The following is a 17,460-nucleotide window of genomic DNA, read 5'->3' as shown; positions in this document are numbered from 1 at the left end:
ACGGCATTTCGTGATTATCAAGCTGATCATATGGTGGATACAGTCAGCGGATTTACTCGCTGTTATTGAGGCAATTAATATGTGTTTAGCAAAGGGTGAAAGGCCTGCTTAATGGTAATGTGGCAGTTGAAGCTAAGGTAAATTATTACTACTAGCTATTTTTTGCGAGCAAGCAGTGATTGTATAGATTATTTCTTTGTTAAAGGGTATTTATTGTTTTGTTTGTGTTAAACGGTTGTTTTAAAGGTGTTTTTAAATTGACTATCTATCGTTTGAGTGTGATTTGTATCACATATTTTAATTGACACATGTACAATTAAAATTAATATCGACGTATAGTGATTATATTCGTTAGTTAAACTAACGAGAGCAATATTATATAGAATAAATATTATGTTTCTGACTAAGGATAGCTATGGAAACAGTAATTGATAACGTTGCTGAAAATGCTGTTATTTTTGATTATACAAATTTTTTGTCTAAATCATGCCAGCAACGTTTGTCATTTATAGATGCTTTGAAATATTTAGTACCTTCATTTGAAGTAACGATAAAAACCACGAGAAATCAGTTCTCTTGTTCTGAGCGATTAGAAAAGAAAGCATTAAAAGTTTTATCAAGCAATGCGAGTGATACAAGGAATTTAATTCGATTGTTATGTTTAGCTAAACAAGAAGGTATAAAACAACTTATTGTTTATCTGCCATATTCTCTTGAAGAGCATCAACTAGATGAATTACATAATAAAATAGATAGTACTATTGAATTTGTTCAAGGTAATACTGAACAATTACTGTTTGTTTTAGATGTAAAGTAATTAAAAGGTGACGATTATCGTCACCTTTTTTATGGATTGATAATTACCAGAATAACCATGTAAAAACAGTTAAAAAGATAATACAAACAATATTTAAATAAAAACCTACTCGCATCATCTCACTTTGTTTTATAAAACCAGTACTAAAGACAATCGCGTTTGGTGGTGTGGCTACAGGTAACATGAATGCACAAGATGCACTAATTGCAATTAACGCCGATAATACAATCGGTGATACACCAAGAGCTTCAGCGACAGTTGCAAAGACAGGGACTAACAAAGCAGCACTGGCTGTATTACTTGCAAATTCAGTCAGAAAGACCACGAAAATAGTAACAGCTAGTATGGTGAGTAAAAGACCAGCTTGCTGTAACATATTACTGAGTTCGTTAGCGAGAAAAACGCTCGTGCCTGTTGCTTTAAGAATGTTACTTAGGCAAATACCACCGCCAAAAAGTAATAGTACTCCCCAATCAGTTGAGTTTTTAATATCTTTCCACTCCACCACGCGTGACACAGCAAGCATTATGATTGCGCTAAGTGCAACTAAAGTATCAAATTTAGAAAAACCGCCTAATAACGCATTAATCGGGTTACTGAAAATCCATAAAGTAACAGTGATTAAAAAAATTGCCATGGTAATTAATTTACCATTGCTCCATTGGATTGGTGAGTGATCGAGCTCAAATTGATGATTAAGATCGGGCTTTAAGGTGATATACAGTAATGCAACAGTAAGGGGTAATAGAATAATTGTGACCGGAACGCCAAAGGACATCCATTCGGTAAAACTTAATCCAACTTCTGCTGCAGCAATGGCATTTGGTGGACTACCAACAATTGTTGCTATGCCACCAATACTAGCGCAATAAGCGGTCCCAAGCAGAACAAAGACGTAGGTTTTATGGCCACTTTTAGTGTTCACTTTACTAAGGACACCAAGTACAAGCGGTAACATCATCGCTGTTGTTGCTGTGTTACTGATCCACATGGATAATCCAGCAGTGACACCAAATAGCATAAATACTGCAACTGACATTCTTCCTTTTGCTGCAATAAGCACTTTGTCAGCAATTATTTGGTCAAGTTGCTGTTTGTGTAGGGCTGCAGCCAGTGCAAATCCACCTAAAAATAAAAAGATAATTGGATTTGAAAAACTGGCTAGCGCTTTAGATGTATCAAAAACGCCAAACCCAACTGCAAATAAAGGTACCAGTAAGGCAGTAATACTGACGTGAATAGCTTCAGTTAGCCACATAACAGCAACGAAAAAAAGAATACTTAATCCAATAACTACATTGCGTTCAAAAGGTAATGTATTGAGTAGAATGAGCATCATTAAACAATTGCCGATAAGGATCAGGCTATTTTTATTGAATAACCACTGTTTGAGCGTAAGTGTGAGGGCTGTCATAGGTGAATCTTCCATATATTAAGGCGACATTATTTTTATAATTAGCTTTATTTAGCGGAAGTGATAATACGTCGTGTCGTGGTGACTTTATGTGATGAAGTTATATAAATAAAATAGTGGTTGTTTGTTTTTTGTTGTTGTTGTGATCTTGGTGTGAATTTCAATGATAGTATTTATTTTATTTGGAATATTATTTTAACGCTGTAATGTTTTTACGCTATATAATTTCATAAATAATAGTCAGTGCAGATGATTTTTGTTTATGGTAAGATAAGTTTTGCAACTTGATGCCTATACATTACGGACAATGGCTAGTTAATAATGAAAGAAAAAAAATTGTGTTTAACTAAAAAAATTCATAAAGAAGCGCAAGAGCATTTACAGGCAGTACGTAAACGGGTGCTTAGTAATATGAACAATAAAAAACACAGTTAGTCGTATTTTTAGGGATTAACTGATAAAGCCAATCGTTTAATAAAGCGATTGGCTTTTTTGGTTTTAGTGCCTATTCAATGTTAGGTTGAGTTGTAATTGCTGCCGATGGTGGTGCGATTTCTATTACGGCGTTGCTATTTGGCTTGGTGGGGATAACTGCTGGTTGCGTTTTTATTAGTGGATCAATAATAGGCTCTTTGGGACCTAAAAATTTAGGTTGTACATGTAATATAAACAGATCAATCATCGCTTTAACACGAGCAAAGACTTCTCGAACACGAATTTTAAAACTCGCCATACCACGACGGGGTTCTTTTACGGCTAAGCAGACAGCATTAATGTTGTAATGATCGGCAATAAAAAGCGCTCGCTCACAATGAAATTGTTGGGTAATAATAACAAAATGATCAGCGTCAAAGACTTCTTTTGCTCGCACGACAGAATCGAGAGTACGAAAGCCGGCATAATCTAATACTATTTCATTACTAGGTACGCCTGCTTTTAATAAGTCACGTTTCATGGTTCGAGGTTCATTATATGAACGGTGTGCATTATCGCCGCTAACTAAAAATACATCAATCTTGTTCTTTTTATAAAGATCGATAGCGGCAGACATGCGGTAGGTATAATAGGGGTTGAGTGTTTTTGCGATGTATTTGCTTGTCCCTAATACTAAGCCGACATTATATGATGGTAATTTTGCTGGATCATGATAAATACGGCTTTCTGTTTGCGCAGATACCCAGCGATCAAGTAATAATAATGAGGCTACAAAAATGATAAAGAGAACTGCAGTAATGCGAATAATGTTGAGCAGTTTCATAATTATCCAAACTAAAAATTTAATGCTTTATTAATATCTTACCTTAATAAAATATATTATTGTTCAAAAAAGAGAAAACAGCGCCACTAATTGAGAGAGTTTGTAGTTTTTGTGCGCAAGTTCATGCATTAAAACGCTTTAAATAAAAATTCGAAGCGTTATCGAACGCTTCGAATTAGAGATTAAAGGCTGTTAAATTTAGAATGAAGTACGTTTGTAACGACGGTATTCTGATTGCCAGAAATTAGCATCGATCTTCTCACGAATACGTTCATCAGAATTCTTTGGTGCCTTATGTTGTTCAACTGCTTTTTTAGCAACCGCAAAAGCAATTTTACGTGATACTTTTTGAATATCTTCAAGACCGGGTAATAACGGGCCCTCACCATGAATCGCTAATGGTGAGCATTCAGCTAAAGCACGACTACTTTCCATCAACATTTCATTGGTTACACGGCGAGCATTAACTGCAAGCACACCCAGACCAATACCTGGGAAAATATAGCTATTGTTACACTGTACGATTGGGTAAGTTTTACCTTCGTAAACAACAGGATCAAAAGGTGAACCTGTTGCAACTAGTGCATTACCTTCAGTCCAATGAATTAAATCAAACGGTGTTGCTTCAACACGACTGGTTGGGTTTGATAATGGAAAGATAATAGGGCGAGGACAGTGAGCGTACATTTCACGGATCACTTCTTCACTGAACAATCCAGGTACACCAGAAACACCAATTAATACCGTAGGTTTAGCGTTACGCATAACATCCAATAATGAGATGTTATTATCTAGCAACTCCCAATCTTGAATGTTGGTGTTTTTCTGTACTAGTGCTTGTTGGAAGTTGAGTAGATTTGGCATGTTTTCAACTAACAAGCCCCAACGATCCACCATGAATACTTGGCTACGTGCTTGAGCATCAGTAATACCATCAGCCACCATCTGGGCAATAATCGCTTCTGCGATACCACAACCGGCAGAGCCTGCACCTAAGAAAGTGACACGTTGATCTGATAATTTGGTACCAGCGGCCTTACATGCTGCTAATAATGAACCAACAGTGACAGCAGCAGTACCTTGAATGTCATCGTTAAAGCAGCACACTTTATCTTTATAACGTTCAAGTAACGGCATGGCATTTTTTTGAGCGAAATCTTCAAATTGAATTAATGCTTCAGGCCAACGGTGCTTAACAGCTTGAATAAAGTCATCGACAAAATTGTCATATTCGCTACCCGTTATACGAGTGTGACGCCAACCCATATACATAGGATCAGATAAACGTTGTGGGTTATTAGTACCTACATCAAGTACGACAGGCAAGGTGTAAGCAGGACTAATGCCACCACATGCGGTGTAAAGTGATAGTTTACCAATAGGAATACCCATGCCACCGATACCTTGGTCGCCTAAACCAAGAATACGTTCACCATCGGTAACAACGATCACTTTTACATTTTGACGTGACGCGTTATTGAGCATGTCTTCAATACGATCACGATTTGGGTATGAAATAAATAAACCGCGTCCACGACGATAGATATTGGAGAAATCTTCACACGCAGAGCCCACCGTTGGCGTGTAAATAATCGGCATCATTTCGGTGATATGATTTTCAACTAAACGGTAGAAAAGCGTTTCGTTAGTATCTTGAATATTACGTAAATAGATATGGCGATCCATATCATTATCGAATTTTTGATATTGCTGATAAGCACGATCAGTTTGTTCTTCAATTGATTCGATGGCTTCAGGTAGAAGACCTTCTAGATTGAAGAACATACGCTCTTCAACAGAGAATGCGCTGCCTTTGTTAAGTAATGGCGTCTCAAGAAGTATTGGGCCGGCGTAAGGTATATATAGCGGTCTTTTATTGTTGTTCATACAGTAAACTCTGTTGCGATTAAGCCAGAAAAAGGAACGATTATTTCAATTGTGCTAATGCTAGAACTTCATCGTTGATAATTCAAAGGGTAGAGTGATTTATTTCGAGAAAGTGATCATGTTTCTGGTGTTTATTTTATTAATAACAATAAATATGGCGTTTTTTTGCAGCAGGAAAGTACTTTATAAAATAAAAGCCCTTAAAAGTAAGAGCTTTTATTTGTCAGTAAACAGATGAGATTAATGATAATCTGCGATTAATAATGCCAAGGGAATTTACTGAAATCTTGATCGCGTTTCTCAAGGAAAGCATCACGACCTTCTTGTGCTTCAGCTGTTCCGTAAGCTAAGCGCGTCGCTTCACCTGCAAATAATTGCTGACCCACAAGACCATCGTCTGGTAAGTTAAAGCCATATTTAAGCATGCGCATTGCTGTTGGTGATTTACTGTTAATTTCTTTCGCCCAACGCAGTGCTTCTTCTTCAAGCTCAAAGTGATCAACGACTTTGTTAACCATACCCATGTCATAAGCTTCTTGAGCACTGTAGTTAAAACCACAGAAGAAGATTTCACGAGCACGTTTTTGGCCAATCATTTTTGCTAAGTATGCAGAGCCATAACCAGAGTCAAATGATGCTACATCAGGATCGGTTTGTTTAAATACAGCATGTTCTTTTGATGCAAGGGTTAAGTCGCATACCACATGCAGACTATGACCACCGCCAACAGCCCAACCCGGAACAACCGCAATTACAACTTTTGGCATAAAACGAATCAAACGTTGTACTTCAAGGATATGCAATCGACCCATACGAGCCACATCGGCAGTCCCTTCTTCGGCGCCTTCATATTTATAGCCATCTTTACCACGGATGCGTTGATCGCCACCCGATGAGAAAGACCACTGTCCTTTATGCGATGGACCATTACCGGTAATTAATACACAGCCAACATCAGACCATTGACGTGCATGATCAAGCGCAGTGTACAGTTCATCAACCGTTTTTGGACGAAAGGCATTTAAGCAATCAGGGCGATCAATGGCAATACGTACAGTACCATGCGCTTTGGCACGATGATAAGTGATATCTTCAAAGTTAAAGCCCGGAACGGCTTCCCATAATTCAGGGTTAAAAATGGTTTTGCTAGTCATACGGCGCAGCCTCCATAAGTAGATGCTGTAAGGCTAGGGAGTTACAGCAAAAAGTCAATTATTGTAGGACGAAACTGACATAATATCTAAAATTAATGGGTGATTGTTTATGGAATCAACAACTATGTAAGCTGTGCAATGACATTACCATTGTTTGTTGTCACAATAAGACCGTCAGAATCAGTAATAGATTGAATTATGTACGCTTCATTGCCTATTGATAGTATTAAGTCCGATTTTTTAACAGCATTATCTCAGCAGCACATAGTGGTTGAAGCTGAAACCGGATCGGGAAAATCAACTCGTTTACCTTTATGGGCTGCACAAGTTGGTCGTGTGCTGGTGGTTGAACCGCGACGTGTCGCCTGTACATCGTTAGCTGAATACTTAACCACTGAAGTGGCTAATCCACAGCAAATTTCAGTAGGCTATGCGATTCGTTTTGAACAACATTTTGATGAAAATACTCAAGTTGTATTTGCAACACCTGGCGTTGCACTGCGGTGGTTAAGTGACGATCAGTTATCCCATTTCGACATTGTGATTATTGATGAATTCCATGAACGGCGTTGGGATACTGATTTATTGCTAGCACTATTAAGACAGCGTCAGAGCCATCGCTTAGTTGCTACATCAGCCACTATTGATAGCCAACGACTGGTTGAATATTTAGCTGCGGCTCATTTACATGCGACAGGACGCAACTTTGAGGTTGAGGTTTATCATTGTGCTGCAGATAACCAAACGATGCCTAGTGGCGATCATCTTGAACAGCGGATCGTTAAATTACTCAGTCAACATTATCAAGATCACCAAGATATATTGATATTTTTACCGGGTAGAAAGGAAATTACTTCAATAACTCAATCTCTAAAGCGCTATTTTATCGATGAGGTTGCTGCAGGTGAGATTGATGTGATCCCATTACATGCCTCAGTTACTGATGATGAACGCCAACGGGCATTAACCGCTTGTGAGAAACAACGGATTATCTTAGCCACTAATGTTGCTGAAACATCGCTGACCATTCCTGGTGTAACATTAATTATTGACTCAGGTTTAGAGCGTCGTACTCATCAACGCAATGGTCGAACGGTGTTATCACTGCATGCGATTTCCAAAGCCAGCGCAGAGCAACGTAAAGGCCGTGCTGGGCGAGTAAGAGATGGTGTCTGTCTGCGTTTATATGGCAAAGCTGCGCCACTAGAGCGATTAACGCCTGCAGAATTACAACGTGAAGAGTTAGTTGAACCGTATTTAGCCGCTTTATGCTGTGATGCTAAATTTTCACAATTGACTTTTATTGATCCTTTGCCAGAGAAAACCTTAGCGAGCGCCTTTGAGGCTTTGCTGGCTATGAAAGCAGTCACAAATGATGAGACTGTCACTGATTATGGTCGGCGTTTGTATCAATTACCGATTGATAGCTTATTTGCCCATTTAATTACTGCGATGCCTGAGCGCCGCCATCAAGAAGCCATGGTTGATTTAGCGGCAGCGTTATCTATTCCGCAGAAATTGTGGCAACCGCCGAAATCAGAGCAAGATCAGCAGGCGTTGTTTTTATGGCTCGGACAGCAATATTGCGATGCAACGGCATTAATTAAAATTGTAAGAGCCGCTCCTGTTCCTGAATGGTTAACCGTTGATGACAACATGCGTGCAGAAGCACGATTGTTAGCGTCTAAAATGCGCGAAGTACTGCAATTGCCGCAGCTTGAAGTGAGTAGTGCATTTCGGCGTCAGCCGTGGATAGAAGCTGTGATGGATGCTGCCTCTGAATTAGTTTATATACGTCGTCAGCGGCGTCGCCAAGCATTAGCAAATGGCTTAAATGAAGTCACATTAAGTCGGGATACGTTATTTGCAATAGAACATGATCAAGCCACTGAAGCTGCAGTAGTCTTTGATCAATTTGCCTTGCCCGGAAAGGGGGTCAAGCAAAATCTCGTTTTGGCAACGTGTATTGCACCAGTGACACTGTCACAAATTGTTGCGCTTGATCTCGGTGAAAATCGCCAAGGACAAACCGTTGAAACCAGCAAAGGTCATTTTCAAACCGCCATCGAACGTATCTATGCAGGGCAGGTTATTGACACTCAATGGCAAGATGTCAGTGGTGCAGCTGCCAGTAATGCGATTGTTGATTTGATTTTAGCCAATGATGTATTAGAAGGATTAGCTGCAAGGTTACGTGTTGATATTCAACAATGGAATTTATACTTAGGTTTAGGTCATTATCACGCTGATATGTGTCAGCGTAAGCCTGAAGTGGTTGATTTAACCACATGGTTATCACAACAAATTACCGAGCTTGGCATTGAAACTATTGATGATATTGCTTTATTTAGTGCCGAAGATTTTGTATTTGATGGTATTCCTGATTGGGAACGTGAGGCGTTTGATGATCAATACCCGCACAGTGTGAGATTAAATGATTTTGAGATGCGGATAGAATATCAGATCAGCCGTAAAACTGTGATTGCACATTATCATCAAGGCAACCGTAAGCAAGATCCTAAACGGTGGGAATTACCACGCTGGCAAGGTTGGCGAATTAAATATAAAAAAGCCAGCCGTACCATTGATATACACTAATAGTAGACAAAATGAACGTGCCACAGTAGTAAATAGCGACTGTGGCTTACAACGTTAAGATGCAATGTCGTTGATGTTGTGATTATGAGGCTAAGTTTGCCGCGTTTAGTTTGGCACGAATAAATTCAGAGTGATCTAAGTAGATCAAGTCTGAGACTTGTCTGATCACCGCTTCTTCTAAAGGATCTATTACGCCATCAGCATAAGCGACTTGCCACATAGCTTCAATCAACTGGTAGCGTTGAGGTTGTGATAGCGCGCGTAATTTATTGGTGAACTCATACAAAGACACTGCTTTTTGACTCTGTTGTTGTGCCTGTTTTAGTAATATTAGTGCTTGATCTTCTGTGGTATCAAGCAGCTTAATTAACAGTTGTATTTTAGCTTGTTCTTCGCGTGGGTCACGATCATGATCAGCGTTGGCGACTTCACACAGCAATGATGCCATTGCGAGATTAAGTGTTGGTGTATCGACTGCGCCAGCACTCGCACTGTCATTCATAACTTGTCTAAACAAAGTTCGTAATGTTGAAAACATTGTGGCCCTTATTTTGATAATAATTACCTATAATTAACTCTTAAGTTTATAACGAGATGACGAAAAAATAAAAGTCGCTAAATATACGTTTGCAGTTTTATAGGTTATATCCACTTTCGACGATAAAATAATGCCAGTTGTAGAATCAATACTCCGACTAATAATCCACAGAAGATTGAAAATGACAGATGATCCTCGGCTCCTGGAATGCCATCAAGGTTAACCCCAAATAAACCGGTTAAAAAACCAAGTGGTAAGAAGACAGTGGTAATGAGCGATAAAAAGTATAAACGTTGATTTAATGCTTCTGATTGCAAACTCATTAATTCTTCTTGGGTGACATTGGCGCGTTCACGAATTGCATTAAGATCGTCAAGTGCATGACTGATTTTCTCATCAACCTCATGAATTTTTTGACGTTCTGCTAAAGAAAGTAGTGGTGTTTCAATGGTAATTAATTTTGCTAATGCGTCCCGCTGCGGGGTCATTGAATGGCGTAATTTTACCGTTTCACGACGTAATACCGCGATACTATTACGTAAATTCATATCGCTATCAGTCATGACTTGCTCTTCAAGCTCTGTCAATTGTTCATCAAGGTTATCAATAACCTTCATTTTTCGACTGACCAAATGGTCACATAAACTTAAAATAAAATTACCAATGGTTGTTGGTCCAAAGCCGCCCTCAATATGAGCGGCGATACGAGAGATCGCAACGACAGGCTGATCTGAAGTAGTAACAATGAGGTTTTGAGTAAAATAACCACGAATAGACAGCATTTTATCAGAGGGTTTGTTGTGGGCGTTTTTATCTATTTCCACGCCGCGTAGTGCTAAGAAAAAGCCATCTTTAGTTTGGTTTAAACGTGGGCGATCTCGATCATTGGTTAGTGAATCTTTCTCGATATCAGGTAATTGACTTTGTTGTATCCATTGCTGTGCTTGTGGCTGAGTAAAATCAAGGTGTAACCAAAGCAGACCATCATCGGGTTGCCAGTTATTAATTTTATCAAGGGTCAGTGCTGGTTTGGAATGATCGCCATTAAGTTGATAACAGTAAGCAAAACAATGTGGCATAGAGGATCCCTTCAATAGTGCTAAGTACTTAAGTCTTATTTATTTTATGCTTATAAGCTTAACCGATATAAGCCATCGATAGAAAATAAAATATTTGATGGTTATTGATTGAGCAGTAAAGGCTTAAGGTTCATTCTGAAACCGTGATCTGAACTGACGTGGACTAAAAGAGCTCCAGCTTTTAAAACGGGTACTAAAATTGGTTGGATTTGGATAACCACAAAAATCACTGATGTGTTGAATAGGCCATGATGTAGTGGTTAATAAACCGGCAGCATGCTCCATACGTAAATGAGTCAAACGTGCCATTGGTGCTTGGCTATAATATTGCTGACATAGACGGTGTAAATGCGGTTCAGAGCATGGATATACAGCGGCGAGATCTTTTACTTGCCATGGGTAGTGTAATTGCCGTTTAGCATGCTGAAAGACGCGCTCTAAACGCTGTAAAGCCAAAGGGGAGTGAGGCACTGTGCGGTTAGCGACCAGTAAGCATAATTGTTCAGTGATATTGGTTGAAATTTGATCTGCAAGGGGATAGCTCAAACACAGTGCTTGCTGAAGACAATTGATAGTTTGAAATAATAATGTTCCTGACTGAGTTGGATAATAGGTTATGTCATCGGGTAAACGCTGATCCCAATAACTTTGTTGTTCTAACATTACCCATGCCATATCCCAAATAAGTTCCTGATTCTCATCTGGATTGATATCAAATCCATTTTCATGCCCCGGCGGGACATAGATGACATGCTCTGGTTGTAAATCCCATTGCTTGGCTGGCGTACTAAGTCTACCGCGGCCTTTGATAGTAAATAACAACATATGCATATCTGGGTTACGGCGATAAATAGTAAATGCTTCTTTGCCATAATTAATGCCACATTGAATGATGTGTTTTTGTTCCAAGGCTAATGATTGTACTTGGTCAATAATGATTGATTGGCATTGCGATGAGATATTTAAATGTTCAAACCATGCCATTAAAAAGTCCTTTTTTGATTAAATTTGATAGTTTGGCAAACGTTTTTGATTGCTTAGAATAACCGCAAATTAATAACACTAGGTATGATCACTATCACAAGCTAACCGTTAATTGAGTATGTAATTATGACGACATGGCGTACATCAGCAGATAGAAATTTTTGGTATAAAACGTGGCGATTAGCATTACCGGTTTCAATGCAGTCGATGCTGTTTGCATTACTGGGTTTAGTCGATGTACTGATGGTGTCAAAACTGGGTGAATCGCCAGTAGCTGCTGTGGGTATTGGCAACCGTATTTTCTTTTTCAATTTATTGCTGGTGGTAGGCGTCAGTGGTGCTGTTGGTGTTTTGGCCGCGCAATATTTTGGCGCAGGGAGAATGGATGGCGTGCGTCGAACCTTATTACAATCGTGGGTGTGTGCGATTGCTTTTACGTTACCTTTTGCCATCATTTACCGTTTGTTTCCACAACAAATAGTCGCTGTGATTAGTGATCAAGCTGATTTTGTCATTCATGCTCAAGATTACTTATATGTATGTGGCTGGAGCATTATTTTTACGGCGATTGTCGTGCCATTGGAGGCCGCTTTACGCGCTGTTGGTGAAGCAAAAATGCCGACTTATGTTGGTTTGGTAGCGGTGTTACTAAATGCAACCTTAAATGCATTATTGATTTTTGGTTTATACGGTTTTCCTGAAATGGGGGTTGCAGGAGCGGCGTTAGGGACAACAATTTCACGTGGTATTCAAACGGTAATTTTATTAACGGTTACTTATTACCGGCATCGTGAAATTCTGCCGTTAGCGATTGATATTGATACTGCTAAAACACCACAAGCCCGTAAACGATACTTTGCGATTGCTATGCCAATGATCATTCATGATGCAGGCTGGGCGATGGGGGTGTTGGTTTACAGTGTTATTTTTGCTCAGTTAGGTGTGACAGAGTTAGCCATTATTAGTTTGCTGGCTCCGATTGAAGGAGTACTTATTTCAGCCTTCATTGGTTTTGCTGTTGCCGCTTCTACTATCTTAGGTCATGAACTCGGCGCTGAAAATTACCAACGTGCTTGGCATCAATCATGGTTTTTTATTGGGTTGAGTGTGTCGATGGCTTTTGTGCTAGGCATCTCAATTTGGCTAGCGAGTGATACAGTAAGCTTGTGGCTTCAACAGGCAGATACGCCTAACTTAACCATGTCATTAAATGTCACCATGGTACTTGCGCTTGGGTTGTTTTTGAAAGTATTTAACATGGTGGGTATTGGTGGTGTATTGCGCAGCGGTGGTGATATTAAATACAGTATTTTCATTGATTTATTTGGTCAATGGGGAGTAGGTATTCCTTTGGCGATTTTTACCGGAATATTTTTAGGCTGGCCTCTACATTGGGTATTAACGGCTATTTTAGCTGAAGAAGTAGTGAAAGTCGCTCTGACAACCTATCGTATTCGTGGCCGTAAGTGGTTAGCGAATTTAATCAATGATACTGACAATGTATTAGTTTCGATGTGATTGTTTGTAAACGCATTGTTTATCAATAAGATTTGCCCATTTGAATGCCAACGAATGGGCTTTTTTATGACTGATTAGGCTGTTGTAAGTAATTATCTTTTTAGCAGCGATCACACCGTTTGATTTGTGATAGAATTAACAAAAAATTTCGAATCGCCAAGTTATACCGATGGCATTGTTGTATGTGAATGATCGGTATCAATTAGTCATTGAAAAGACAGGAATTACATTGAGTCAGTCGAATCAAACTCAAGCAGACGTGTTGAATAACGAAAAAACGTTAAAGTCTGCGATTAAAGATTGCATGATGCGCGATCGTTTTCGTCTACACAAACGTGTACAAGGCGCATCAAGAATTAAAAATGAAAAATCAAAGCATGCAGTATTTGATGAAATTGCGTTAGATATTGCTAAATCAATGCAGACGGTGGAATTACGCCGAAATCATCGTCCTAAAATTATTTATCCGGCTCAGCTGCCCGTTAGTCAGAAAAAAGACGAGATTGCAGAAGCGATTAAACATAACCAAGTGGTTATTGTGGCAGGTGAAACAGGTTCAGGCAAAACGACTCAGTTACCTAAAATTTGTCTAGAGCTTGGACGTGGTACTCACGGTATGATTGGTCATACTCAACCTCGTCGTTTAGCTGCACGTTCTGTTGCTACTCGTATTGCCGAGGAAATGGAGTGTGAGCTAGGGTCGCATGTCGGCTATAAAGTACGATTTAACGATCAAGTCTCCGAGCGTAGCCACGTTAAATTAATGACTGACGGTATTTTGCTGGCAGAGATTCAGCACGACCGTTTTTTAAGTCAATATGACACTATCATTATCGATGAAGCTCACGAACGTAGTCTTAATATCGATTTTATCATGGGTTACTTACGCGAGTTATTGCCTAAGCGCCCGGATTTAAAGGTAATTATTACCTCGGCAACCATCGATCCTGAGCGTTTTTCAAAACACTTTAATAATGCGCCTATTATTGAAGTATCTGGCCGTACATTCCCGGTAGAAGTTCGCTATCGTCCTGTTGTTGAAGATGGCGATGATACTGATCGCGATCAGCTTGATGCTATTTTTGATGCAGTTGATGAACTGTGTGATGAAGGCATGGGTGACATTCTGATCTTTATGAACGGTGAGCGTGAAATTCGTGATACCGCAGATGCATTAGAAAAACGCAATTTGCGTCATACTGAAATTTTACCTTTGTATGCACGATTATCAGCGAGTGAACAAAATAGAGTCTTCCAGTCTCACAACGGTCGTCGAATTGTTCTTTCGACCAACGTTGCAGAAACATCGCTAACAGTGCCAGGAATTAAATACGTTATCGACCCAGGTACTGCGCGTATTAGCCGTTATAGCTATCGCACTAAAGTTCAACGTCTACCCATTGAAGCGATTTCACAAGCGAGTGCTAATCAGCGAATGGGACGTTGTGGTCGTGTACAAGAAGGTATTTGTATTCGTTTGTATTCTGAGGAAGATTACTTATCACGCCCAGAGTTTACCGATCCAGAAATCCTGCGTACTAACTTAGCGTCAGTTATTCTACAAATGACGGCAATTGGCTTGGGCGATATTCAAGCATTTCCATTTGTAGAAGCACCTGATAATCGCAATATTCAAGATGGTATTCGTTTGCTAGAAGAGTTAGGGGCAATCAACCCTAAAGCGAGCGATCCACGTAAGCGATTATCAAATCTTGGTCGCCAGTTAGCCCGTTTACCTATCGATCCACGTTTGGCGCGTATGGTATTAGAAGCACCTAAAACGGGTTCGTTACGTGAAGTGATGATCATTGCTTGTGCGCTATCTATTCAAGATCCACGTGAGCGACCATCGGATAAAAAGCAACAATCAGATGAAAAACATCGTCGTTTTTACGATAAAGATTCTGACTTTATCACGTTTGTGAACCTGTGGGATTACATTCAAGAGCAACAGAAAGCGTTATCTAATAATCATTTCCGTCGTTTGTGTAAAAAAGAATACTTAAACTATTTACGTATTCGTGAGTGGCAAGATATTTACTATCAAGTTAACCAAGTCGTTAAAGAGCTTGAGTTAAAAATGAATGGCAATGAAGCTAGCTATGACGGTATTCATATCGCATTGTTGAGTGGCTTGCTCTCGCATATCGGTATGAAAGATCAAGAGAAGAATGAATATCAAGGTGCGCGTAATGCTCGCTTTAATATCTTCCCAGGATCGGGCATTTTCAAGAAACAGCCGAAATGGGTAATGGTGGCTGAACTGGTTGAAACCTCGCGTTTATGGGGTCGAATTGGTGCTAAAATTCAGCCTGAATGGGTAGAACCATTGGCTGAGCATTTGATCAAGCGTAGTTACAGTGAGCCTCATTGGGAGAAAAAATCAGCCGCAGTACATGCGTTTGAGAAAGTCACTCTTTATGGCATTCCGGTGGTAGCTAAACGTAAAGTTAACTACGGCAATATTGATCCAGCGTTATCACGTGAAATCTTTATTCGTTCAGCATTAGTTGAAGGTGATTGGGACACCAAGCATAAGTTCTATCAACAAAACCGTAAGCTATTACGTGAAGTTGAAGAGCTAGAGCATAAATCTCGCCGCCGTGATATTTTGATTGATGATGACGAGCTGTTTAACTTTTACGATCAGCGTATTGATTTAAAAGCTACTTCTGGGCGTCATTTTGATAGCTGGTGGAAAAAAGCCTCAAAAGAAAACCCTGAACTGCTTAACTTTGAACGTGAGATGTTGTTCCGTGGTGATGCCAGCCATGTCACTGATCTTGATTATCCTAACTTCTGGCATCAAGGAAACTTGAAGCTTAAATTAAGTTATCAGTTTGAGCCGGGTGAAGATAACGATGGTGTGACTGTTCATGTGCCATTGGCGATTTTAAACCAAGTGAAGCCAGATGGTTTTGATTGGCAAATTCCTGGTTTACGTCATGAACTTGTGGTTGCACTCATTAAAGCGCTACCCAAAACGTTACGTCGTAACTTTGTTCCAGCACCTAATTATGCCGATGCATTTCTCGCGCGTGTTAAGCCGATGGAGATGCCATTACTAGACGCATTAGAGAAAGAGCTGAAAAGAATGACGGGTGTGACTCTGGTTCGTGAAGATTGGAAATTAGACCAGATCCCCGATCATCTTAAGATCACTTACCGTGCAGTTGACCATCACAATCGCAAGCTACGTGAAAGCAAAGATATTTATGGTCTAAAAGATAACCTTAAAGAAAAAGTACAAGAAACATTATCGCAAGTTGCTGATGATGACATTGAACAAGAGGGTTTGAAAACGTGGAGCTTTGGGGCGCTACCTGAGCGTTACCAACAAAAGCGTGGAGGCTTTGAAGTTAAAGCGTTCCCTGCGTTAACAGATAACAAAGATTCAGTTGGTATTAAACTGTTTGAAACGGAAGAAGAACAGCATAATGCAATGCAAGCGGGTCAACGACGTTTGATTTTATTAAACATCCCGTCACCGATTAAGTACTTGCACTCAAACTTACCAAATAAATCAAAGTTAGGTTTGTACTTTAACCCCTACGGCCGTGTACTTGATTTGATTGATGACTGTATTGCATGTGGTATCGATAAGCTGATAGAACAAAAAGGCGGTTTAGCGTGGCAGCCTGAAACCTTTGAAGCATTGAAAGAGTATGTTCGTGCTGAACTTGGTGATACGGTAGTTGAAATTGCTAAACAGGTAGAAGAAATACTAACAACAGCATTTAATATTTCTAAACGCTTAAAAGGCCGTATCGATTTACGCATGGCATTTGCAATGTCGGATATTAAAGCCCAAATTGATGGTTTGATATTTAAAGGCTTTGCAACTGAATGTGGCTGGAAGCGTTTACCTGATATTTTACGTTATATGCGTGCTATTGAGCGCCGTATGGAAAAACTGCCGATTGATCCAAATAAAGATCGCGTACATGTTCTGAAAATTGAATCAGTGGTTAATGAATACAAAGAACTATTGAATAAGATTCCGAAAGGGCAACCTGTGCCTGATAAAGTCAAAGAAATACGCTGGATGATAGAAGAACTTCGTGTAAGTTTCTTTGCTCAACAGCTAGGAACACCTTATCCAATTTCAGATAAGCGAGTGCGTAATGCTATTAATGAGTGCTAGTCACTTAATTTAGTAGCAATACAAGTTCTATAAATGAAAAAGCCGATGCGATAACCGCATCGGCTTTTT

General features: G+C 39.6%; 11 protein-coding genes. 4 read left to right on the top strand and 7 right to left on the bottom strand.

The window, feature by feature from the left end; all coding sequences use genetic code 11:
- Positions 1-415: 415 nt before the first annotated feature.
- Positions 416-817: a hypothetical protein gene (locus PMAL9190_RS01720; protein WP_087843640.1), complete on the top strand. Its 402-nt coding sequence runs from the start codon at positions 416-418 to the stop codon at positions 815-817.
- Positions 818-860: 43 nt separating this feature from the next.
- Here PMAL9190_RS01720 and PMAL9190_RS01715 read toward each other — a convergent pair whose 3' ends face one another.
- The 4 genes from PMAL9190_RS01715 to PMAL9190_RS01700 all read right to left on the bottom strand — a co-directional run bounded on the left by PMAL9190_RS01715 (position 861) and on the right by PMAL9190_RS01700 (position 6,530).
- Entirely contained in the window at positions 861-2,231 is a 1,371-nt protein-coding gene (locus PMAL9190_RS01715) for an SLC13 family permease (protein WP_087843639.1), read from the bottom strand.
- Positions 2,232-2,736: 505 nt separating this feature from the next.
- Positions 2,737-3,489, bottom strand: coding sequence for a SanA/YdcF family protein (locus PMAL9190_RS01710; protein ID WP_087843638.1), 753 nt, complete (start codon positions 3,487-3,489; stop codon positions 2,737-2,739).
- A 198-nt stretch (positions 3,490-3,687) separates the two neighbouring features.
- Positions 3,688-5,376, bottom strand: coding sequence for an NAD-dependent malic enzyme (locus PMAL9190_RS01705; RefSeq protein ID WP_087843637.1), 1,689 nt, complete (start codon positions 5,374-5,376; stop codon positions 3,688-3,690).
- Positions 5,377-5,633: 257 nt separating this feature from the next.
- Entirely contained in the window at positions 5,634-6,530 is an 897-nt protein-coding gene (locus PMAL9190_RS01700; protein WP_060998009.1) for a 1,4-dihydroxy-2-naphthoyl-CoA synthase, read from the bottom strand.
- 198 nt (positions 6,531-6,728) lie between these two features.
- Here PMAL9190_RS01700 and PMAL9190_RS01695 point away from each other — a divergent pair, with 198 nt between their 5' ends.
- Positions 6,729-9,128 (top strand): helicase-related protein, encoded by a 2,400-nt coding sequence (locus tag PMAL9190_RS01695; RefSeq protein WP_087843636.1) that lies wholly within the window; start codon positions 6,729-6,731, stop codon positions 9,126-9,128.
- 82 nt (positions 9,129-9,210) lie between these two features.
- On the opposite strand, the gene PMAL9190_RS01690 is transcribed toward PMAL9190_RS01695, so the two are convergent.
- From PMAL9190_RS01690 to PMAL9190_RS01680, 3 genes are all read right to left on the bottom strand, one after another.
- Entirely contained in the window at positions 9,211-9,666 is a 456-nt protein-coding gene (locus PMAL9190_RS01690) for a tellurite resistance TerB family protein (RefSeq protein WP_087843635.1), read from the bottom strand.
- A 104-nt stretch (positions 9,667-9,770) separates the two neighbouring features.
- A complete protein-coding gene (locus PMAL9190_RS01685; RefSeq protein WP_087843634.1) occupies positions 9,771-10,745 on the bottom strand; it encodes a zinc transporter ZntB in 975 nt (324 codons plus the stop codon).
- Positions 10,746-10,868: 123 nt separating this feature from the next.
- Positions 10,869-11,729 carry a helix-turn-helix transcriptional regulator gene (locus tag PMAL9190_RS01680; protein ID WP_087843633.1) on the bottom strand — a complete coding sequence of 287 codons (861 nt, stop codon included), beginning with the start codon at positions 11,727-11,729 and terminating at the stop codon, positions 10,869-10,871.
- A 126-nt stretch (positions 11,730-11,855) separates the two neighbouring features.
- Here PMAL9190_RS01680 and PMAL9190_RS01675 point away from each other — a divergent pair, with 126 nt between their 5' ends.
- Both PMAL9190_RS01675 and hrpA read left to right on the top strand, forming a co-directional pair.
- Entirely contained in the window at positions 11,856-13,247 is a 1,392-nt protein-coding gene (locus tag PMAL9190_RS01675) for an MATE family efflux transporter (protein WP_087843632.1), read from the top strand.
- 169 nt (positions 13,248-13,416) lie between these two features.
- Positions 13,417-17,391 carry an ATP-dependent RNA helicase HrpA gene (gene hrpA, locus PMAL9190_RS01670; RefSeq protein ID WP_268808096.1) on the top strand — a complete coding sequence of 1,325 codons (3,975 nt, stop codon included), beginning with the start codon at positions 13,417-13,419 and terminating at the stop codon, positions 17,389-17,391.
- Positions 17,392-17,460 lie beyond the last annotated feature (69 nt).

This window comes from Photobacterium malacitanum (assembly GCF_900185615.1).
Lineage (GTDB): Bacteria > Pseudomonadota > Gammaproteobacteria > Enterobacterales > Vibrionaceae > Photobacterium > Photobacterium malacitanum.
This window is presented reverse-complemented; position numbering and strand designations above follow the sequence as displayed.